The sequence below is a fragment of the Acidobacteriota bacterium genome, from assembly GCA_020853395.1.
Lineage (GTDB): Bacteria > Acidobacteriota > Vicinamibacteria > Vicinamibacterales > SCN-69-37 > JADYYY01.
Genome location: JADYYY010000002.1, coordinates 226,351 through 247,416, shown reverse-complemented (window position 1 = coordinate 247,416; position 21,066 = coordinate 226,351). Strand labels below are relative to the sequence as shown.

General features: G+C 67.2%; 14 protein-coding genes. 7 read left to right on the top strand and 7 right to left on the bottom strand.

What is annotated here, in order from left to right; genetic code table 11:
- Positions 1 to 505 precede the first annotated feature (505 nt).
- From IT184_01645 to IT184_01635, 3 genes are all read right to left on the bottom strand, one after another.
- Positions 506 to 1,609, bottom strand: coding sequence for a hypothetical protein (locus IT184_01645; GenBank protein ID MCC7007498.1), 1,104 nt, complete (start codon positions 1,607 to 1,609; stop codon positions 506 to 508).
- A gap of 50 nt (positions 1,610 to 1,659) precedes the next feature.
- The gene (locus tag IT184_01640; protein MCC7007497.1) at positions 1,660 to 2,529 is read right to left on the bottom strand and encodes a hypothetical protein; all 870 of its coding nucleotides are present in this window, start codon (positions 2,527 to 2,529) and stop codon (positions 1,660 to 1,662) included.
- 450 nt (positions 2,530 to 2,979) lie between these two features.
- On the bottom strand, positions 2,980 to 4,533 hold the full coding sequence (locus IT184_01635; GenBank protein MCC7007496.1) for an ankyrin repeat domain-containing protein: 1,554 nt from the start codon (positions 4,531 to 4,533) through the stop codon (positions 2,980 to 2,982).
- 427 nt (positions 4,534 to 4,960) lie between these two features.
- Between IT184_01635 and IT184_01630 the strand changes: the two genes are divergently transcribed.
- From IT184_01630 to IT184_01605, 6 genes are all read left to right on the top strand, one after another.
- Entirely contained in the window at positions 4,961 to 5,209 is a 249-nt protein-coding gene (locus tag IT184_01630) for a type II toxin-antitoxin system ParD family antitoxin (protein ID MCC7007495.1), read from the top strand.
- A 7-nt stretch (positions 5,210 to 5,216) separates the two neighbouring features.
- Positions 5,217 to 5,549 carry a hypothetical protein gene (locus tag IT184_01625; GenBank protein ID MCC7007494.1) on the top strand — a complete coding sequence of 111 codons (333 nt, stop codon included), beginning with the start codon at positions 5,217 to 5,219 and terminating at the stop codon, positions 5,547 to 5,549.
- Positions 5,550 to 5,552: 3 nt separating this feature from the next.
- Positions 5,553 to 5,795, top strand: coding sequence for a DUF4926 domain-containing protein (locus tag IT184_01620; protein ID MCC7007493.1), 243 nt, complete (start codon positions 5,553 to 5,555; stop codon positions 5,793 to 5,795).
- A gap of 320 nt (positions 5,796 to 6,115) precedes the next feature.
- Entirely contained in the window at positions 6,116 to 8,503 is a 2,388-nt protein-coding gene (locus IT184_01615; GenBank protein MCC7007492.1) for a TonB-dependent receptor, read from the top strand.
- A 100-nt stretch (positions 8,504 to 8,603) separates the two neighbouring features.
- Positions 8,604 to 11,873 carry a TonB-dependent receptor gene (locus IT184_01610; GenBank protein ID MCC7007491.1) on the top strand — a complete coding sequence of 1,090 codons (3,270 nt, stop codon included), beginning with the start codon at positions 8,604 to 8,606 and terminating at the stop codon, positions 11,871 to 11,873.
- Positions 11,874 to 12,041: 168 nt separating this feature from the next.
- A complete protein-coding gene (locus IT184_01605; protein ID MCC7007490.1) occupies positions 12,042 to 15,404 on the top strand; it encodes a TonB-dependent receptor in 3,363 nt (1,120 codons plus the stop codon).
- Positions 15,405 to 15,524: 120 nt separating this feature from the next.
- Here IT184_01605 and IT184_01600 read toward each other — a convergent pair whose 3' ends face one another.
- The 4 genes from IT184_01600 to IT184_01585 all read right to left on the bottom strand — a co-directional run bounded on the left by IT184_01600 (position 15,525) and on the right by IT184_01585 (position 20,142).
- A complete protein-coding gene (locus tag IT184_01600) occupies positions 15,525 to 15,716 on the bottom strand; it encodes a hypothetical protein (protein MCC7007489.1) in 192 nt (63 codons plus the stop codon).
- A 142-nt stretch (positions 15,717 to 15,858) separates the two neighbouring features.
- The gene (ppk1, locus tag IT184_01595) at positions 15,859 to 17,958 is read right to left on the bottom strand and encodes a polyphosphate kinase 1 (GenBank protein ID MCC7007488.1); all 2,100 of its coding nucleotides are present in this window, start codon (positions 17,956 to 17,958) and stop codon (positions 15,859 to 15,861) included.
- Positions 17,955 to 19,382: an HD domain-containing protein gene (locus IT184_01590; GenBank protein MCC7007487.1), complete on the bottom strand. Its 1,428-nt coding sequence runs from the start codon at positions 19,380 to 19,382 to the stop codon at positions 17,955 to 17,957. The genes ppk1 and IT184_01590 overlap by 4 nt, the downstream gene beginning before the upstream one ends.
- 85 nt (positions 19,383 to 19,467) lie before the next feature.
- Positions 19,468 to 20,142, bottom strand: coding sequence for a response regulator transcription factor (locus IT184_01585; protein MCC7007486.1), 675 nt, complete (start codon positions 20,140 to 20,142; stop codon positions 19,468 to 19,470).
- Positions 20,143 to 20,271: 129 nt separating this feature from the next.
- On the opposite strand from IT184_01585, the gene IT184_01580 reads away from it, so the two are divergent.
- The gene (locus IT184_01580; GenBank protein ID MCC7007485.1) at positions 20,272 to 21,033 is read left to right on the top strand and encodes a DUF4159 domain-containing protein; all 762 of its coding nucleotides are present in this window, start codon (positions 20,272 to 20,274) and stop codon (positions 21,031 to 21,033) included.
- The last annotated feature ends 33 nt before the right edge of the window (positions 21,034 to 21,066 follow it).

Genomic DNA, 21,066 nt, shown 5'->3' with positions numbered 1-21,066 from the left:
GACCGTCGCAGTGGTCACCATCGCGCCATTGCCGATCCGTGCCGCGCACAGGCGTCGTCAATGCCCGAAGGCCCGGCCCACAGGTCGGGTCGAAGCGAAGCGGAGAGCATTGACGACGCCGAGCACGGCACCAGCATCATCTGCGCGATGGTGGCGCGGCTCGATCTGAGCACAAGACGAGCCCGTGTTCTGCTGAAGAACCAGGCCGGTGCGCGAACCGATCGCGGCGCTAGGCGCATACTCACTTCTACGCTCGCATCTGGGCAAGAGAGGGGACACGCGGGCGGCGCGGTTCTCCTGCACGAACTGGACATGCGGACAGCGACACGGGACACCACCAACGATGGCGTGAACGACCCCGTCAGGGTGCGCTGGGGTCAGGTGCCGGGCACGGCGGCGGGGTCGTTCACGCCATCGTTGGTGCTGTGACATCGGCACCGACGTTCTCGGGCGAGCCGGCACAGAGCGCCGCCTCGCTACCTGACTCGCGGCAACGGACGCCGTGTCAAGCAGTTGCCTGCGGTTCGTGTTCATCGCCAACCAGAGGTGAGAGAGAGCTTGGAGACGGCGCCGAAACCGGGGGGCCGAGCTGACGCGATTTTCGCTTGGCCCCCCGTTTGGCCCACACGTCACGGTCCATCGTGCCGGTGAGCTGGAGATATTGGCGGTTCAACAGTTCGACTTCGATTGCCGAACAGCCGTGCGAGTGATCGTCGCGCAGGGTGGTCGAGTGGGCCTGCCAGAGAACGCCGTCGCCCTGTCGGTTCCACGCTCGATAGAGCGCCTGGATCTTCATCATCCCCTGCTTTCGGAACTCGTCCCGGATGTAGCGATCGTCCGGATCGCTAAGGTGTTCTCCCCGCGCCTGACGTTCGGGAAAGTAGGTCTCCAGCATCTTGCTGACGCTGGGATTCATCGGCGTCCAGAGTTCTTCGCGGAGGGCGGCTTTGTAGAGGGCGACGGCCTTCCTGAAGCGGCGTGGGACGAGCAGCCGCATCGTCCACGTGCGCACGAAACGCAACAGGGCGAGGTGTCGAATCAGGAACTGACGGAAGTCCACCGACAGGCGCCGGTTCACGAGGTACACGCAGACCAGACGGTCGCCGTCGTTCTTATCGACGCCGATAGGCAGCTTGTCGGGGAAGCAGCGGATCGTCCGCTGCCGGCCCGTCCCGAAGGCGATGTGCGGGTAGTCCTCCGGGCGCAGGTGGTTATCGCGTCTCAGACAGAAGAACTTCCACTTGTCATCGGCGGGGCTCAGCCACCAGCAGCGCCGGTCGCCCAGAATCGCGTCGAGGATCATTACGCGCTCGACCATGCGGCCGATGGTTCGAAGTCGTCGATTCCGGTTGTCGGCCTGGCCGACCGCTTCGTAGAGCGGCTTGTGGTGGACGTGGTACAGCCGCCCTCGCCGAACCGGTCCCGGCTCGATGGCACGGACGAAACCGCGGGCCACGAGGCGCGCCATGAACTCGCGGCTGTTCTGGCCGCGCACCGTGCCCGTGAACGCGCAGTACTGCCGTTCCAGGAAGCAGCCGGAGTGGACCATCACGGTCACGAGGAACTCGCGCTGTCGCTCGGTGAATCCGAGGCCGGCCAGCGCGTTCACCCGTGTCCGGGTGACGCTGTCGTCGATGTCGTGACGAGGATATTCGTGTGTCACAGGAATTCCTCCATCAGACGCGGATGCGGCCCGGAACGCCCACCGCCACCGCGCGAACCGACAACATAGATGCGGAAGCCGGTCTGCGCGTGGCTCGCGGCATGGGCGCCGCGGTAATGCTCCGTGAACAGCTCGACGTCCTGGTGGTGCTCGCGCCCGTCCACTTCGTACTCGATGCGGTAGTCCGGGAAGTGGACCTGCCCGCCGAAGTACGGCAAGTCGTGGTCGCGTGCCCACTCGCGAATCTCGTGCTCGTCGCGATCAGGGCGGCCATCGCCGTCGGAGCGGCCGAGGTTGTGTTCCTGCAGGAACTCCTGGTATTCGCGCTTTAGGTCCTGCTCGAGGACGACGCGGCGGATATCGAGCCCGCCGTGCTCGTCGCGGAGCCGGGCTTCCTCCTGGCGGTACGTCGCATAGAGGTTCGAGTCGTGGTCGAGTTCGCGTTCCCGGCTGATGCCCGCGTAGAAGTCCTGTGTCGGCTCGTCCCCGCGATCGAGTGAATGCGAGTCGAGCACTTCGCAGCCCTCCCGTGTGAGCGTCAAGCCGCGCGCGTCGTCACCGAGTTCGACCGGCTCGACGAGGCCCTCGTCGTGCAGGTGTTCGAACGTCTCGTGGTCGATGTCGAGGTCGTGTTCGGGCACGACGCGGAAGGCGCCGACAGTGGCCAGCGTGCGGCTGTCCTCGCCGCCCAGCTCGTAGACGCGGTCACGGACCGCGACCAGCTCGCGCTCCTCGCCGCGCGGCAGATCGAGGTCGCGCATCAGGGTCTCGCGCGGGTCATCGTCGCGGTCCCGTTCGTCGTACACACGCTCGCGGCGGTCCTCCGGCGCATCACGGTCGCGTGCGTCATCTCGCGCGTCGAACATGGCTGTCCTCCCAGCCTTCGCTCGGCTTCGCCGAGATACGGCTCGGCAAGCGAGCAAGGCGTTACGCTGAGTTGTCCGTGAAGGCGTCCGGGCCGTGACGGCGCGGGGCGATTCAAGAAGGCGCTGAGCGTTCGGGGCGTTGCGCCGCGCGACGTTCAGGGCGTGGTCTGTGGAACCCGGGCTCGGGACCGCTGGGGCGACCGAGCGATGAGTTCGGCCCGCGTGCCATCAGCACCGTGACGGGCCGCAGCCGACCAGCAGACTGCTTCGAATCTTATACGCCCAACTCGCGGGCACGGCAAGTGCCCGGCGACGAGCCGGCGAGGACCACTTATCGATTCCCCGCGGTTCAGCGCAAGGCCATGCCGCAAATTGCCCGTGCCGAACCGACAAGACGCGGGCGGCAACCGCTGTAGGTGGGCAGACTCACAGCCTGCCCACCTGACCTCATCACCGAGCTCCAGCCGAGCGTAGCACCGCGGCGATGTCGGAGTGCTTCTTCTTCACCGCCCAAGCCAATGGCGTCGCCCATGACGCGCCAGCTGTGTTGGGATCGGCTCCGCGGTCCAGCAGCAGCCTGACAACCTCGAGTCGGCCCCCTCGCGCAGCAATGCCCAACGGTGTTGATCGGAACTCGTCATCGACGGCATCGATATTCGCACCGCTATCCAGCAGCAACACCGCCTTGCGGACGTCTCCTTCCCAAGCCATGTCGTGCAGCAACGTCGTGCGATGCCAGTTCATATGGTTCGGATTCATGCCTCGCTCCAAGAGAAACGCTGCGATGTCATAGTGCTTGAAGTAGTATGCCCGGCCCCACTTGGCGACATCCGGCACGCGGGCTCCGAGGCGAAGCAGCAGCTCGAGCATCTGTCGAAACGCGCGGTTCGCCGGCGTGCTCAGAACTCCCTCCGCCCAACACGCAAGTTCGTAGTGAACGAGTTCGGGCCGACGCTCCAGGAGCTTCTCAACCGCGCTGAGCGCGTTCGCAGCAACGAGCTTCTCAAGCCGATTCACGTCGTCGTCGGCTGGGAACTGAATCGTGCCAACGCCGTGAACGGCCTCACCGTCGGCTGTTGATGGTGTGCCTGCATACTGGCACAACAGCCGGGCGATCTCGGCGTAGTCCCGATCCTCGGCGATTGTGAGCAGCTTCTCGTTGTACGGATACGTCACGTGTTCGGGGTCGAACGCACCTCTTTCCAGTAGAAACCCCACGAGATCTTTATGACCTTCGCGAACCGCCAGGTGAAGCGGAGGCATGTAGTTGTGCTCGCAGCGAACCAGCCCCGGCGTAGCAGCTACAAGCAACTTGACCCTTTCGAGATCACCCGCGCGGCTTGCCGCAAGCATGTTCCACACGTCGGTCGTCATCGTGTACTTGCCACCTTGAAGTTCCATCGGCAGCGTAATTCGGAGCTCGACAGGCTGGAGGATGCCGGACGGTCCCGGATCGGATTGTCGCGGCACGACGACAGCCGCTCGTGCGTTGGCCTCTGACTCTTCACCGTCAAGCCTCAACGCGTCCAAGAACGATGCCCAGTTCTGGAATCCGGCGGACCGGGCCATGAAGTGCCTGATGTCCGCCAGGGACAGTCCGGCGCTGGGTCTCAACGAATCGGGCAACTGCTCGAGTTGATGATCGACTTCGGCGCGCAAGGTTTCCCAGGTTACGGGTCTTCGGAATCGCTCCTGTAGGCGCTGAATCGCTGCACCGTCACCGGTCTGGTACACCGCCAAGACATCCTTGGCTACAGCGTCGTACTGATCGGCATCGGGTGTGGCGGCCCCGCGGCGCCGGCCGTCATCGAGAGCCCGCCGAAGATCGACCCAGCTTTCGTGGCCGTGCTCCCGTGCGAGCGCGTGCTGAACCTCGCGCAGAGCAGGAGGGGAAGGGGCATTCGGATGTGCACGTTCAAGGCGAGCATGCGCGTCGGCATCATCCGCGCGCAACGCCTTCAGCCATCGCCTCGCAGACTTCCTGAGGTTTTCGAGAGTGCTCATGAGACCTTCCTTCCGTGAGATGCCTGGCGTCCGCTTACCTTCAGGCCGGAAGAAGGTTCGAGTTGTGAAGAAACACGTTGGGTGGGAGCAAACTCGCTTGCCGCGGACAGGAGGCGCCCCAGAGCGCGCTCCCGACAGTGTCCGGGACGGTCGCTGACGCTGTCAAGCACTGATGCGTGGTGGCCAAGCGTCACTGCATATCGGCCGGCACCAAGCGCCCGTCCTACCGAAAGTGTCGACCGCATGTCCGGCCCTGCCGGTGCGTCCAGATCAGAGCCCGCCTCGTTCGGATCCCGTTCCACAACTGAATCGTGCCGGGCGTGGTCTCCGACATCTGCAAGCCCGGCAGACGGGTCCATAATGGTCAGGTTCACGCCTTGAGGGGCAACAGCCTCGGACTGGGGCGTAGTGCGTGGAGAGCCGCACAATGGACATCGCAATTCCCAAGAGCCTCGAAGCTCTCGTTCGCCGCAAGGCCGAGGAAGGCCACTACAGCACCGAGGTGGAGGTCGTCGCCGATGCCCTGCGCCTCATGCAGGTGCGAGACGAGGTCGTGGCTGTTAAGTGTGAGCGGCTCAAGGATGCTCTGGACCGCGGCTACGAGGATGTCGCTGCCGGGCGCGTGATTGAACTCGAGACCGAGGACGAGATCGACGCCTTGTTCGCCGGCCTGTGAGGTCGCAGTGAAGGTACCGAATGCTGAGAGAGCGGTCATCGCAGCGGACAAGCTCACCGGGTACCTTCTCAACCTGTCGCACAGGCGAGGTGCCGCGAAGGCCAGGCTCCTCCTGAGCTTCGGATATCGATCCGAGAATCCGCAGGCGCTCGAAGCCGACCTGCGAACGCAGCACTTGTCCCTTGACGTGACCGGCACTTCGACGAACGCCTACGGTGTCGTCTACGAGATTGAGGGGCCGATCACGACGCCCAGAGGCAGGGCGGTGCTCTTCTGCTCGGTCTGGCAGATCGACACTGGAGCCGACGTGCCCCGATTCATTACCATGTACCCGAGGTAGCCGATGCCCTTCGACATGTACGGCGACGTAGTTCTGACCCTGGACGTCCCCGAGCACGGCGTGCGCGCCGGCGACATCGGCACGGTTGTGGAGCGCCACACCGTGCCGGGCGTCAGCGAGGAGGGCTACTCGGTGGAGTTCTTCGACATGGCGGGCAACACCGTGGCCGTGGCCACGCTTCCCGCGAGCGCCCTTCGCCAGCCGACGGCAGCGGATCGGCCAGCCGTCCGGCAGCTCTCTGCCTGAGCCACCGAAGCCGTCACGCCGCGCGTCTCAGGCCGTCAACCGCCCTCAACCACCAGCGGAGCTGGTTCCAACTCACGCAAATTGGGGACGCCACCATACTGCACCAACCAACCCTGAGAGCAGCGTGCCGTAAGCGGTGCGCCCACTGATCCGCCAGCCGCAATGCCGATTACTGCTGCTCAAACGTAACGCTCGCTTCGGCGCGCAGCATGCCTGATCGCCTCGAGGACGCTGTTTCGCCCAGCACCGTCGGCAGAAGTGCTTCCGCACGGCATCGTCTGGCTGATGCTCGTGAGACGATAGCCGCCGGAGTGAGTGTGATGGTGATCGATCGTCTGGATGCGGTGCCGTTCCTTCGCAGGGACCGCTCAGCTCTCCGTGCCTTCGTCTTCGTCCTCCTGAGTGCTGTCGTCGTGACGGCGGCCGCGGCGCAGGCGGTCGTTCCACCGCTGTCGGGCCAGGTGCTCGACCAGAGCGGCGCCGTCCTATCCGGAGTCTCGGTGCAGGTCACCTCGACCGACCGGAGGACGACGCAGGTCACGGTGACCGACGCGTCCGGCCGCTACGCGTTCGCCGGAGTGCCGGCCGGGCAATACGTCGTCACCTTCCAGTTCCTGAACTTCGCGGACGTGCGGCGACGCGGCGTCGCGGTCTCCGCGACGGCTCCCGCCCGTGTGGACGTGACGATGCTGCTCGCGCTCGACGCGGCGGTCGTCGTCACGGCGGCCGACACGTTTCGCAATCTCGCGGATCTGCCGCATCCGGAAGAGAGCCTCGTCGGCATCGCCACGGCCGCGAGCGAGGGAGCGGTGACGGCGAGGCAGATCGCCGCACGGCCGATCATGCGCGCCGGTGAGGTGCTCGAGGCCGTGCCGGGCGTCATCATCAGCCAGCACAGCGGGGAGGGCAAAGCCAACCAGTACTACCTGCGTGGCTTCAACTTGGATCACGGGACGGACTTCGCGACGACCGTGGCCGGCCTCCCGATCAACCTGCCGACGCATGCCCATGGCCAGGGCTATTCGGACCTCAACTTCCTGATTCCCGAGCTCGTCACCGGCGTGCAATTCCGCAAGGGGCCCTACGACGCGCAGGACGGCGACTTCGCGGCCGCCGGTTCGGCGAACATCAACTACGCGAACGTCCTGCCGCACGCTCTTGCCAGCATGAGCGCGGGTCAGGACGGCTGGTCTAGAGCGCTGCTGGCCGCGTCTCCGCGCGTCGGCCGCGGCACGTTGCTCGGCGCGCTGGAAGTGAATCACCACGACGGTCCGTGGGCGCTGCCCGATGACTATCGCAAGGTCAACGCAGTGCTGCGTTACAGCCAGGGGAATGGGCAGAATGCGTTCTCGCTCACCGGCATGGCCTACCGCAGCCGCTGGAACTCGACCGACCAGGTGCCGGATCGCGCGATTGCCGATGGGACGCTCTCGCGGTTCGGGACCGTCGATACGACGGATGGCGGAGAAACGGCGCGCTACGCGGCGGTGGCGGAGTTCCAGCGCACGTCAGCGACCACGCTCACTCGCGCGACCGCCTACGCGTCACGTTATCGGCTGAACCTGTTCTCCAACTTCACCTACTTCCTCGAGGATCTCGATCGCGGCGATCAGTTCGAGCAGGCCGACCGGCGATGGGTGACCGGCGGGCGCGTCACGCAGACGCGCCGCGTGCGCTGGGCCGGGCGTACCGGCGAAAGCACGTACGGCGTTCAGATCCGCCACGACGACGTTCCTCTCGTCGGCCTGTTCCGAACCGCAGCACGCCGGCGTATCGGCGTCACGCGGCAGGACGCGGTCGCGCAGACATCGGCCGGTGCATTCGTCACGAACGAGCTGCGCTGGCTGCCCTGGCTGCGCACCACGGCGGGCCTCAGGCTGGACGCGTATCGTTTTCGCGTCGATGCCGACGATCCGGCGAATTCCGGGACGGCCGCCTCCACGCTCGTGAGCCCGAAGGGCGGCGTCATCCTGGGGCCCTGGCGGAAGACGGAGCTCTACGTGAGCGCGGGCACAGGACACCACAGCAACGATGCACGAGGCGCGACGATCACGCGCGACCCGTCGTCGGGTGACGCGGTCGAGCCCGTGACGCCCCTGGTTCGTGCCACGGGAAGCGAGGTGGGCATTCGGACGATCGCGATCCCGCGGCTCCAGTCCACCGTCGCGATCTGGCGGCTCGACCTCGCATCGGAGCTGCTCTTCATCGGCGACGCCGGCACCACCGAAGCGAGTCGGCCCAGCCGTCGTCACGGTATCGAGTGGACCAATTACCTCCGGCTGTCTTCTGTGTTGACCGCGGACGCCGATCTTGCCTGGTCGGACGCGCGATTCACGGACGACGACCCGGCGGGGATTCGGATTCCCGGCGCGGCGCGCGTCGTGGCGTCGCTCGGCGTGACGGTCGAGACGACGCGCGGCGCTTTCGGCAGCGCCCGGCTCCGCTACTTCGGACCGCGGCCCTTGATCGAGGACGACAGCGTGCGATCGAAGGCCACCAGTCTCGTGAACGCGCAGATCGGCTATCACCTGACGCCGCGCGTCCATGTCGTCTTCGACGCGTTCAACGTGCTGAACGCAAGGGCCAGCGACGTGGACTACTTCTACACGTCGCGTCTCAGGGGAGAGCCGGCCGCCGGCGTCGACGACATCCACACGCATCCGACGCTGCCCAGGACCGTGCGAGCCGTGTTGCGCCTGCAGTTCTGAGCGTCGCTGCCGTCGCGCAACCCGGCGCGGTGTGGTTGGTCTTCGCACTCGTGGCGTAGAATGTCCGGGCGTTCTGCCCGACACACCGAGGCGTCCGACGATGGGGCATCGAAGAGTTTCTCGCGGGCTCTGCGCCCTGTTCGTGCTGTGGTTGAACGGGCTCGCCGGCGCAGCCGCGCAGACGAACACCGGCGAGATCAGCGGGCTGGTGCGCGACGCGACGGGAGGCGTCGTCCCCGGCGCGATCGTGACCGCCACGCATGCGGCGAGCGGCACCGTCGCGTCGCGCACGACCGATCGCGACGGGCGCTTCTTCCTTCCGGCCCTCAGAATCGGGGCATGGGAGCTGACGGTTTCGATGAGCGGGTTTCAGCCGCGCACGACACGTGTGCCGCTCGAGATCGGCCGCACCCTCCAGCTCGAGATCGTGCTGGCCGCTGCAGCGAGAGCGGAAGACGTCACCGTGACGGCATCGGACGTCCCGCTCCTCCAGACCGCCAATGCCGAGATCAGCGACGTCATCGGCACGCGCGAGGTCCTGCATCTGCCGATCAGCGGCCGCAACTTCCTCGCGTTGGCGCAGCTCAGCGATTCGGTCGTGCTGCCGCCGAGCGGGACGCGCGGCGACGCGCTGCAGCAGGCGGGCCCTCTCCCCAATGTCGGCGGGCAGCGCTCGGGACACAACATCTACCTGCTGGACGGCCTCAAGGTCACCGACGAGCTGTTCAACAACCTGGTGATCAGTCCCTCGGTCGATTCCATCGAGGAGTTCAAGATCCAGAAGTCCATGTACCCGGCGGAGTTCGGCGGCAAGGCGTCGGCGTTGATCAACGTTGCGACGAAGGCCGGCACGAACACGATCGGCGGCACCCTGTTCGAGTTCTACCGGAATGATGCGTTCGACGCGCCGAACTTCTTTCTGCCGGCCGGCCAGGCCGTGCCGCCGCTGCGGCAGCACCAGTTCGGCGGTTCCTTCGGCGGGCCCATCGTGCGAAGCCGCACGTTCTTTTTCGGCAGCTATGAAGGCCAGCACCTGCAGCGCTCCCTGACGCGAACGTTCTCGGTGCCGTCGCTGGCCGCGCGCGACGGCAACTTCGCGGGCAGCGCGCCCATCTGCGATCCGGAGACGATCGTTGCGGGCGGCAGTTGCCTGCCGTTCGCCGGCAACCGGATTCCGCTCGATCGCCTCGATCCGATCGCGCGAACCTTCCTCCGTGACGTGCCCCTGCCCACGGCCGCGGGCGAGAGCCAGAACCTCGCGGCGGTCGAGGCGCTGGAGCGTGACGTCCATCAGATCAGCGGCCGGATCGATCATCGGATATCCGACGCGGACTCGCTCTTCGTCCGGTTCAGCACGTTCGATGCAGACGAGCGGCAGCCGTTCGGCACGAGCGTGCTCCAGGAGGCGCTCGTGCCGGGATTCGGCCGGACGCTGACGACGCGTACCCGGAACCTGGCGGTCAGCCACGCACGGGTGATCGGCGGCGCGATGCTGAACGAGGCGCGATTCGGCTGGATGCGCGTGCGCGGCGGTCAGCAGAGCGTGAACCGCGGCGTGGACTTCGCGGGCGGCACTGGGCTCATCGGCGTCACGCGCGATCCCCGGGACGTCGGTTACCCGCAGATCTCGACCGCCGGGCTGTACAGCACGATGGGCGATCCGACGTCGTTCGTCGCCCGGAACAACCAGCACGTCGAGCTCTACGACAATCTCTCGTTCGATCGCGGCCGTCACCGGCTCAAGGTCGGCGCCTACTTCTTCCGGTTGTGGCTGCGGCCTGAACAGCCGGACGCCGCTCGCGGTGCCTTCACCTACACGGGGCAGTTCAGCGGCAACGCGCTCGCGGATTTCTTGCTCGGCTACCCGGCGTCCGCGACGTCCGGGATCGGGCGTGGCGACGAGGACGGCCGCACGAACTGGTTCCACGCCTATGCCCAGGACGACTGGCAGGTCCGGCCGAACCTGACCGTCAATCTAGGCCTGCGGTACGAGTTCAACCAGCACATGTACGACGTGAACAACCGGCTGTCCACGGTGGATCTGTCGGTGCCGGGTGGCCGATTCGTCGTCGCGAGCGACGACGCCGGCACGGTTCACCAGAGCGGCGCCGCCCTCATGCCGCTCGTTCCGATTCCGGCGACGACGACCGCTGCGCTCGGATGGGGCAGGGGACTGCTCGATCCGAGCGCCGTGCGCCTGGCGCCTCGCACGGGGTTCGCGCTCAGCCTCGACGACGGCCGCGGCGTCGTGCGCGGCGGCTACGGCGTGTTCCTGAATCAGTGGGCGTACTCGGTGCAGGCCGCGTTCGCCCGCAATCTGCCGTTCTTCTTCACGAAGCAAGTGGACGTGCCGGCCGATGCCAAGGTGCCGCTCTATCGCACCCGCGACATCCTCACCGCGAACGCCACCGGCACGATCGGCGCGTCCATCATGGACTACGACTACAACGTCGAGTACAGCCAGACGTGGAGCGGCGGCGTGCAGTACGAGTGGCGGCCCGGCCTCTTGACGGAAGTCTTCTACATGGGCACCTGGACGCTCGGCGCCGACAACGCGACGGTCCGCAACGTCCCGGAACCCGGCCCCGGACCGATCCAGGCGCGCCGGCCGATTCCCGCGCTGAGCCGGATCACCGCGATCCGCTTCGACGGCAAGTCGATCTATCACGGCGTCACGGTCAAGGCGGAACGGCCCCTCCGGCGCGGGTTCGCCTTCACCGTCGGCTACACGTGGTCATCGTCGAAAGACGACGCGTCGAGCCCGGGGGCAACGGAAGCGGAAGCGAACGTGCCGCAGGACGTCCGCAACGTGTTCGGGACGGGCGGCGAGTGGGCGCGATCGAGCTTCGATCGCCGTCATCAGTTGATTGCGACGGCCACGGTGGAGCTGCCGTCCCCCGCGCGGGGGACATGGCGCGAGGCCGTCCTGGGAAACTGGCGGGTGAGCGCGGCGGCGACGGCGCTTTCTGGCGCACCGTTCACCGTGAACCTCGGCGTCGACCGAGCGAACGTCGGCGCCGGTCCGGCACAGCGCCCGGACCAGTTGCGCGACCCCGATCTGCCCGGCGGTCAGCGGACGCCCGAGCGGTGGTTCGACACCGACGCGTTCGCGTTGCCCGCGCTGTACACGTTCGGCTCGGCGCCGCGCAACAGCGTCACGGGCCCCGGCTATGCCAACGTGGATCTGGTCGTCGCGAAGAGCTGGCGGACGCGCCACGGCACGATCGAATGGCGCTGGGAGACCTACAACCTCCTCAATCGAACGAACTTCGATCTGCCCAACCGGGTCTTCGGCAGTTCGACGTTCGGGCGCATCCTGAGCGCGAAGAACGCCCGCGAGATGCAGGGCGCGTTGCGGTTTCTCTTCTAGCCTCCATCGCGGATGGATCGGTGACGACGCACGCGACGTTCTTCACGGACGTTCACAATTAACGGTACGTACCCGCCCGCGTCGCACCCTCGTTACACGGTCTTCCTACAGTGCTTCTCGATGCTGACTCACCGTCATCGAGGAGAACGCCATTCCATGAGAACGACAATGCGACGACACCTGCGGCTCGCGGTGTCCGTGATGCTGGCCACGGTTGGCTGGCTCGCCGTGGCCCCGCAACTTGGAGCCCAGTCCGATGCCCGGTTCACCGGTTCCGTGTTCGACAGCTCCGGGTCCGCCGTGGCCGGCGCCACCGTCGCCGCGACGAACGAGAAGACAGGCGAGGTGCGCACGACGACCTCGAACGAGAAGGGCCGCTACGTGCTCGCGAATCTCAGGCCGTCGGTCTACACGTTGAAGGTCACCTTCGGCAGCTTCGAGCCGCTCGAGTACCACGGCATGCCGCTGTCGGCCGCGCAGGAGTTCGCGCTGGATCTGACGATGCAGCCGAAAGGCGTGAAGGAGTCCGTGACCGTCACCGCCGACATCGCGCCCATCGATCTCAGCTCGGCCCGTCTCGGCGTGAACGTGAACGAGCGGGACGTCCAGAACCTGCCGATCAACGGTCGGCAGATGTCGCAATTGACGCTTCAGGCCCCGGGAGCCGTGAACTCCGGCACCGGTACCTGGCAGGACGTGCGATTCAGCGGCCGCGCGCTCGAGCAGAACGCCATCCGGTACGACGGCGTCGAAGGGTCGTCGATCATCGACGCGGCGCCGGGCAACCTCAACGGCGAGGTGCCGACGCCGTTCAAGCTGCAGGCCAGTCTCGAGAACGTCCAGGAGTTCCGCGTCGAATCCAGCAACTACCCGGCCGAGTACGGCACCGGCACCGGCGGGCAGGTCACGGTCATCACCAAGTCGGGCAGCAACGCGCTCCGCGGATCGCTCTTCGAGTACTACCGCAACGATCGGTTCGACGCGCCCAACTACTTCGATACGGCCGCGGGCCTTCCGAAGTCGCTGCTGAACCAGCACCAGTTCGGCGCGTCGATGGGCGGACCGCTCGCCCGCAACCGCGCCTTCTTCTTCGTGAGCTACGAGGAATACCGCCTTCGCGCGGGCGTGAACTTCGTGGAAGCCGTGCCGAGCGATGCGGCCTGGAACCGCGCGGTGCCGGCGATCCGCCAGCTCCGGCCGGGTTTCCTCGCGCCCGACGCCGTGATTCTGCCAGGAGCATCGGCCAATCCCGACTTCGACATCGCGCAACTGCAGGGCGTGCAGGACGTCAGGGAGCACGCGACGAGCGCGCGGCTCGACGTCAAGCTGAGCGACCGATGGCTCGCCTACGTGCGCGTCTTCCACGATCAGGGACGGAACGTGCAGCCCGAAGGCGTGACCGGCCGGCGCGTCGAGATCACCGCCAATCCCACGAACGCCGTGTTCAGCCTGAACGGCACGCTCTCGAACGTCGCGACGAACGAGTTCAAGGTCGGCTACAACGCGGCGCCGACGCGCATCAACGGCATCGCGCCGGTGGTGAACGGCATCGACTTCGGGAGCCTCGTGCTCAACCTCAGCGGCTCGGTGGCGAACACCGGCATCGCGGGGCAGGGCGCCAGCTCCGGCATCGCGGTACCGGGCGGCCTCGTCCGGGCCAACAGTGCGACCAACGGCCGCGGGCAGCCGTACGATCCGTACACGGTCTCGATCATCGACGCGCTGACGACGGCGCGCGGCGCGCATCTGCTGAAGGTGGGCGGCGAGTTCCGCGCCATTCGAATGTCGACGGACCGGCTGGGCGGCACGACCTACACCTTTCAGAACCTCTCCGCGTTCCTCAACAACCAGGCGTCGAGCGTGCAGTACCTCGGCGACGTGAGCGCGCCGAGCCCGTTCAACAAGGGTGCGGCGGGGGCACGCAACGTCCGGCAGGAGTACTACATCGCGTACGCGCAGGACGAGTGGCGCGTCGGCCGAAAGGCGACGCTCAACTACGGTCTGCGGTACGACTACTACACGCCGCTCCGGGAAACGCGCGACCTCGTGGTCAAGTTCAACATCGACACCGGCGCGATCGATTCGCCGACGACGCCCCTGTTCAAGACCAAGAAGAACGCGTTCCAGCCGCGCGTGGGGTTCACCTACGCGCTGAACGAGCAGACGGTCTTCAGGTCGGGCATCGGCGTGTTCGTCGGCCCGGGCCAGACGGAGGATCAGATTCAACCGGTCGAAAGCGACCGCGTCAGCTCGACGGTGAGCAACGCATCGTTTCCGGTCGACACGGCGGCCATCGCGGCCAACTTCGAGAAGAACGTGAACACGCGGTCGTACCAGCCGCGCGCCTACGCGAACGAGTACTCGATCCCGGAAACGGTCTACCAGTACACGGCCTCGGTGCAACGCGAGCTGCCGGGCCGGATGGCGGTGACCGCGGCGTTCGTGGGCAGCCAGGGCCGGAACCTGTTCCTCCGGAGCGTCGCGAACAACATCGTCGACGTGATCACGAACCCCGATCCGACGAAGGCGGCGCTGGTCGTCCGCGAATTCTCGATTCCGGTGCGCGACGCGAACGGGACGATCGTCTCGGTGCAGAACCCGTACGCCGAGATCGACTACAAGACCAGCGGCGGCCGCGACAGCTACCAGGCGCTCCAGTTCTCGCTGGTGAAGCGCGCTCAGAAGGGGCTCTCCGCCAACGTGCAGTACACGTTCGGCCGCAGCCGGGGCAACACCGCCGGATCGAACGAGGCACAGACCGCGGCGAACAACGCGCGCACGCTCGAGGAGTTCGACTACGACATCGGCTACAACAACTTCGACGTGCGGCACACGTTCAACTTCAGCGTGCTCTACGAGCTGCCGTATGGGACGGGCAAGGCGTTCGGGCAGAACGCGAGCCCGCTGCTCCGCACCCTGCTCGGCGACTGGGAAGTCGGCTGGATCATGAACGCCCGCAGCGGGCTGCCAGTGCCCGTGCAGATCGTTCGCCCCGATGTCGTCTACCGGGACGCGAAGGGCAACGTCTTCGCGAACCCGGCGGCGGGGCGCGTGGCCATCATCAACACGCCCCGCGGCGGATCGTCGCGCAACGTGCGTCGTCCCGACCTCGTGCCCGGCGTCGACCCGTTCATCGAGGACGGCGGCACGCTGTTCCTGAATCCGGCGGCCTTCGCGACGCCCGCGCCGGGCGAGTTCGGCAACCTGGAGCGCAACTCGATTCACGGTCCGAGCTTCTCGCAGCTCGATCTGGTGTTCGCCAAGCGCGTCTCGCTCGGCGGCGGGCGCAGCGTGGAGTTCCGGGCCGAGATCTTCAACGTGCTGAACACCGTCAACTTCTCGAACCCGGTCGGCACGCTGCCTCAGGCGATTCCGAACGATTCGCTGACGGAGGCCAATCGGCTGCAGCCCGGCCAGGCGTACACACCGGCCGCCGCCGGGACGTTCGGCAAGTTGACCGGAACGGTCGGCCGTACGGTCGGGCTCGGCACGCCGCGACAGGGGCAGTTCGCGTTCCGTCTCAACTTCTAGTCAGGAAGATCCGGCGACTCCGGTGGGGCGTCCTTCGGGACGCCCCATGCTTTGTACGCGCCGTGAAGTGGGGAGGTAAGGCCGTGCCGCGAGGTGGCGGCCGGTTGCGCGATCCGTCAGCTAAGCGGCGTCGTCGGGCGGCAAGATCCGGCGGCGTTTGCGGGGCGCCGGGCCGTCCATGAGGAAGTGCTCGACGTGATCGAGGCTCGCGGAGAACAGCGTGGGGCTGGCGCCCAGCACGATCCGGTCGTGCTCGACATCGATGACGAGGTAGCCGAGCTGACCAGTTTCTGCCGGACGTGGGGAAGGCACGACCCGATAGCCGCGGGATCGCGCGGTTCGGCGCAGCCAGGCCTCACGGTGCTTGTGTTGAGCAGTCATTGGCGTCGGACGGATCAATAGCATCCGCGTGCAACGCGAATGTAACGTCCCGGTGATCACGCGGCCGTGCGCGTCAGCGCGGCTGGAGCGAGACGCCCGCCCGCTGCCGCGCGGTGTCCGCCATGCGGCTGATGTCCTCGAGCAACGCCTGTTGCACGCGAAACGGCGGCTGATCCCGCGCGCGAGCCCGGCGACGGTACGTGCCGTCCGCATCGAGGTGATAGGCCTTGACGTTGTCCCGGAACATCGCGTCGAGCGCGGCCGTGACCGTACGGCGGTGGTCCGAATGCTCGATCGGGAACATCAACTCGATCCGGTGGTCGAAGTTCCGCGTCATCCAGTCGGCGCTCGCCAGGTAGACCTCCTGATCGCCGCCGTTCTCGAAGCGGTAGATGCGCGAGTGTTCGAGGAACCGATCGACGAGCGACACGACGCGGACCCGCTCGCTCACGCCGGGCACGCCGGGACGCAGCGCGCAGATGCCGCGCACGCATAGCAGGATGTCGACACCGGCCGTTGACGCTTCGTACAGGGCCAGGATCACCTGCTCGTCCACGAGCGCGTTCACCTTGGCCGCAATCGCGGCCGGGCGGCCGCTCTCCGCGAACCGCTGTTCGCGCCGGATCAGCCTGAGCAGCCGCTGGCGGAGTCCGGTCGGCGCCATCGCGAGCTTGTGCAGTTGCGGCGGATCCGAATACCCGGTGAGCGCGTTGAACACCGCGGACGCGTCCTCACAGAACGCCGGCCGGCTCGTCATCAGCCCGAAATCCGTGTACACCCTGGCCGTCCGCTCGTTGTAATTGCCGGTCCCGAGATGGAGATAGCGGCGAAGCCCGGTGGGCGTCCGGCGAACGACGAGGCACATCTTCGCGTGGGTCTTGTAGCCGCGGACGCCGTACACGACGTGCGCGCCGGCCTCCTCGAGCGCGCGCGCCCATTGGATGTTGCGCTCTTCGTCGAAGCGGGCGGTCAACTCGACGACGACGGTCACCTGCTTGTTGCGCTCGGCGGCCCGTCGGAGGCTCTCGATGAGCGAGGAGCCCGGCGTGGCGCGGTACAGCGTCTGCTTGATCGCTAGCACGTCCGGGTCCTGTGCCGCCTGCGCGACGAACGCCAACACCGGATCGAAGGACTCGTACGGGTGGTGCAGGAGCACGTCGCGCTGGTCCAGCACCGTGAACACATCGGCGTCGTCTTCGAGCGGGTTCACCGGCACGAAGGCGGGCTCGCGCAGCCGGTCGCATCCGGGAAGGTCGACGAGGCCCATGAGCAGCCGCATGTCCAGCGGCCCGGGCATGAGGAACACTTCCTCGGCCTCGATGTCCAGGCGGTCTTCGAGGATGTCCCGCATCTCGACCGACACGTCGGCATCGACTTCGAGCCGCGTGATGTCGCTGCGCCGCCGCCGGCGGAGCTCGCGTTCGACCTGTTCGAGCTGGGTGCGGCCCCCCTCGTCGTCGAGCTCCAGCTCTGCGTCGCGGCTCAAGCGGATGCACCGCACCTCGCGGATCGGCTGTCCGGGAAACAGGTGAGCGAGCGATGCCCGCACGATGTCTTCGAGCAGCACGAACGTCGGGCCGTCGGCGCCGGGCACGCGCACGAGCCGCGCGAGCCCCGCGGGCACCTGTACGACCGCCAGCCGCGGCTGCGTGTCGTCCGCTCCCGGTTCGAGCAGCAGCACCAGGTTCAGGCTCAGCGACGACAGCAGCGGGAAGGGGCGCGACGCATCGACCGCCAACGGCGTGAGGACCGGCAGCACGGCGTCGCGGAAGAACGACGTCAGGGCCGCCTGCTCGGGCGGCGCAACGGTGTCCCACGCGACGATGCGGATGCCCTCGCTGGCGAGAGCCGGCAGCAAGACGTCACTCGTGAGCGTGTAGATCCGCGCCATCAGCGTCCGCGCGCGGTTGCGTACCGCGGCGAGCTGCTCGGCGGGCGTCATGCCGGCCAGATCGGGCCGGACGTCGTCGTCCTCGATGGCGCGTTTGAGCTTCGCGACCCGGACCATGAAGAACTCGTCCAGGTTGGCCGCGGCAATCGACGCGAACTTCAGGCGCTCGAGCAGCGGCACCGTCTCGTCTTCAGCCTCGCCGAGCACACGCTCGTCGAAGGCCAGCCAGGACAGCTCCCGATTGATGAACAGGCTGGCGTTGCGACCATTCGTCGACGTCATCCCGCCACCCCACGCTCCTGTACCAGCAGCCGGCGGCCGAACGTCTCGACGAACAGATCGGTCCTGGCCGTCGAGGCGAGGCGCTCCAGCGTCGTGTCGCCCGTGCTCTCGAGGTCCAGCAGCCACGTGTGATCGCGCCGCGTGAGCGTCACGCTGCGGACCTTCTGGAGGTGCTCGGCGTCGAGGCCGTTGGCGACGCGAAGGATCGCCGCCAGCTTGCCGACGATGATCCGATCCTCGCGATCGAGCGCCATGTAGGCCTGGTGGCTCTTGTCGGGCAGCCCGCGCCGGTGGTAGCGGGCGACGTTGGCGACGATTTGCGTTTCGATGTCGGACAGCCCGAAGATCTGCGACGCCGAGAGGACGTACTGCGAGTGCCGGTGGTGTCCGCGCAGCCCGATGAAGAGCCCGACGTCGTGGAGCAGCGCCGCCACCTCGAGCAGCAGCCGGTCGCGCGGCGTCAGCCCGTGCTCCTCGCCGAGCTGATCGAAGAGTTGGACGGCGAGCCGAGCCACGTGCATGCCGTGGGCGCGGTCGTATTTGTACTTCTGGCCGACGGCATCGGCGCTCGCGAGCACCTGGCGTTCGAAGTCCTCGGCGCCGAGCCGTCCGCCCGGCACGGCGAGATCGATGAGCGCGCCGAGCCGCAGTGACGCGTCGCACACGACGAGCGAGGCGAGGAACCGGTCGCGCGGCACGTCGAGCGGCGCGCCGTCGGTGAAGTCGCGGTCGAGCACGTGGACGGCGGCGAACCGCACGTCGCCGCCGATCGCCACGACGTGCGTGACGCGGTGCAGCGGGATGTCGACCCGGATTTCGTCGACGATGTGCGCGATGTAGCGGTTGAGCATGCTGGCGCGAAGATCGGGCGTGTGCCGCGACAGGCCGAGCTGCTGCCGCAGCCGGATCGCGCCGAGCGCGTACACACCGGATCGGTTCGGGCGCCCGCGGCGCAGCAGCGTCAGGTCGGTGTTGCCGCCGCCGACTTCCGCGAGCAGCGTCCACGCGCCCTTGAACGCGCCGTGCTTCGCGAGCCGATCGCGCACCGCGAGGTAGACGAGCCGGCTCTCCTCGGCTTCGTTGATCACCTCGAAGACGAGGCCCGTCCGCGCCTTCACGCGATCGAGGAAGACGTCGCCGTTGCGGGCTTCACGCACGGCGCTCGTGGCCACGGCGCGCACGCGCTCGACGCCGTAATCGCCGAGCAGCGTCCGGAACCCTTCGAGCGCCGAGAGCGCCGCGTCGGCGGTCTCGGATCGGATGACGCCGGTCGAGAACGCGTCGCGTCCGAGCAGGACGCCGCGCGACGCGTCTTCGAGCACCCGGACGAGCCCTTTCGGCCCCGCTTCGCCGATGATCAACCGGATGGCGCTGGCGCCCATGTCGAGGACCGCCACGGGAACCGGACTGGAAGGTGACGTCATGTCGCGACCGGTGCGAGTATCAGGCGCCGACCCTGGCCGGCCGAGGGTCGGCGAACGGACCCAGGCGATTGTATCGGGAACCGGACTACTCGACGAAACGGTAGCCGAGGCCGACGACCGTTTCGATCTGGCCGGCGGCCGCGCCGAGCTTGGCGCGAAGCCGCCCGACGTGGACGTCGACCGAGCGCGTCTCGACGAAGTGGCTGTATCCCCACACGCGCTCGAGCAGGCGGTCGCGTGACAACACGCGGTCCTTGTTCTCGATGAGGCAGCGGAGCAGCTCGAACTCGCGCCGCGTCAGCCGAATGGGCGCGCCGTCGACAGCCACGCGGACGGCATCGAAGTCCGCCTGCAGGTGCCGGCCGTGATAGCTGGCCGCGGCACCGGACGCCTTCGTGTGCCGGCGGCGCAGCGCGGCGCGGACGCGGGCCGCGAGCTCGCGCAGGCTGAAGGGCTTGGTCACGTAGTCGTCGGCACCGAGATCCAGCCCGGCCACCTGATCGGCTTCCGACGAGCGCGCCGTCAGCATGATGATCGGAACGTGCGCGGTCGCGGGCCGGGTCTTGACGAGGCGGCAGACCTCCGTGCCGTCGATGACCGGCAGGTTCAGGTCGAGGATCATCAGATCCGGCGGCTGCGTCCGCACGTGGGCGAGCGCCGCCTCGCCGGTGGACGCGATGTCGACGTCCGCCATCACCTGGCGCTCGAGCGTGTGCTTGATGAGCTGCGCGATGTCCTGTTCGTCTTCGACCACGAGCACGCGGGCCCGGGGTGTCTCCGTCGTCACGCCCGTAGTCTGACGCGCACGGGTTTCCCGGCCATCACGACCCCGTTAAATCTGCGTAACGCGACGGTTGAGCCTGGGGGCCCGGCCGTGCGACGCTGACGCATGACCTCCCGCCGGCGCGTGCCCTGGGTGGCGGCACTCTGCCTCGTGCTCGCCGCCGCCGACGTCCTCGCGCAGCGTGGCGGCGTGCGTCCGTCGGCGGTCGGTGTCAACCAGCCGTACAACGGCCGCTTCACGTTCACGCGCATCCGGTACGGCGGGGCGCTCGGCGGCTTCGGCCGCGGCTGGTCGTCGGCGTGGAACCACGACTATCCGCAAGCCGACACGCACCTTCCGCTGATCCTCGACGCGCTGACCTCGCTCGCGCCGAACCTCCACACGAGCAACGTCTTCGACCTCGAGGATCCGGAGATCTTCCGCAATCCGATCCTGTACCTGTGGGAGCCGGGTTTCTGGCGGATCACCGACGCCGGCGCCGAGCAGCTCCGCAGCTACCTGCTCAAAGGGGGCTTCATCGTCTTCGACGACTTCGAGGCGGAGCAGTGGACGAACTTCGAGCAGCAGTTCCTGCGGGTGCTGCCCGACGCGCAGTTCATCCCGCTCGACCATTCCCACCCGATCTTCCACGCGTTCTTCGAGCTGCCGGCCGTCACGCTGCCGCACCCGACGGTGAACGTGCGCCCGGAGTACTACGGCGTGTTCGAGGACAACGACCCGTCGAAGCGGATGCTCGCGCTCGTCAACTACAACAACGACATCGCCGAGTACTGGGAGTGGTCCGGCTCAGGTATGTTCCCGGTCGACACGACGAACGATGCCTACAAGCTCGGCGTGAACTACTTCGTCTACGCGATGCTGCACTGACCGGACGTGATGTCGGTCCCGAGTACAATGAGC

Excerpts from the sequence above, each read along its gene's own strand:
- IT184_01605 (MCC7007490.1), top strand. The coding sequence starts at position 12,042 with ATGCGACGACACCTGCGGCTCGCGGTGTCCGTGATGCTGGCCACGGTT.
- IT184_01620 (MCC7007493.1), top strand. The coding sequence starts at position 5,553 with ATGCCCTTCGACATGTACGGCGACGTAGTTCTGACCCTGGACGTCCCC.
- IT184_01635 (MCC7007496.1), bottom strand. The coding sequence starts at position 4,533 with ATGAGCACTCTCGAAAACCTCAGGAAGTCTGCGAGGCGATGGCTGAAG.
- IT184_01580 (MCC7007485.1), top strand. The coding sequence starts at position 20,272 with ATGACCTCCCGCCGGCGCGTGCCCTGGGTGGCGGCACTCTGCCTCGTG.
- IT184_01615 (MCC7007492.1), top strand. The coding sequence starts at position 6,116 with ATGGTGATCGATCGTCTGGATGCGGTGCCGTTCCTTCGCAGGGACCGC.
- IT184_01590 (MCC7007487.1), bottom strand. The coding sequence starts at position 19,382 with ATGACGTCACCTTCCAGTCCGGTTCCCGTGGCGGTCCTCGACATGGGC.
- ppk1 (MCC7007488.1), bottom strand. The coding sequence starts at position 17,958 with ATGACGTCGACGAATGGTCGCAACGCCAGCCTGTTCATCAATCGGGAG.
- IT184_01610 (MCC7007491.1), top strand. The coding sequence starts at position 8,604 with ATGGGGCATCGAAGAGTTTCTCGCGGGCTCTGCGCCCTGTTCGTGCTG.
- IT184_01630 (MCC7007495.1), top strand. The coding sequence starts at position 4,961 with ATGGACATCGCAATTCCCAAGAGCCTCGAAGCTCTCGTTCGCCGCAAG.
- IT184_01640 (MCC7007497.1), bottom strand. The coding sequence starts at position 2,529 with ATGTTCGACGCGCGAGATGACGCACGCGACCGTGATGCGCCGGAGGAC.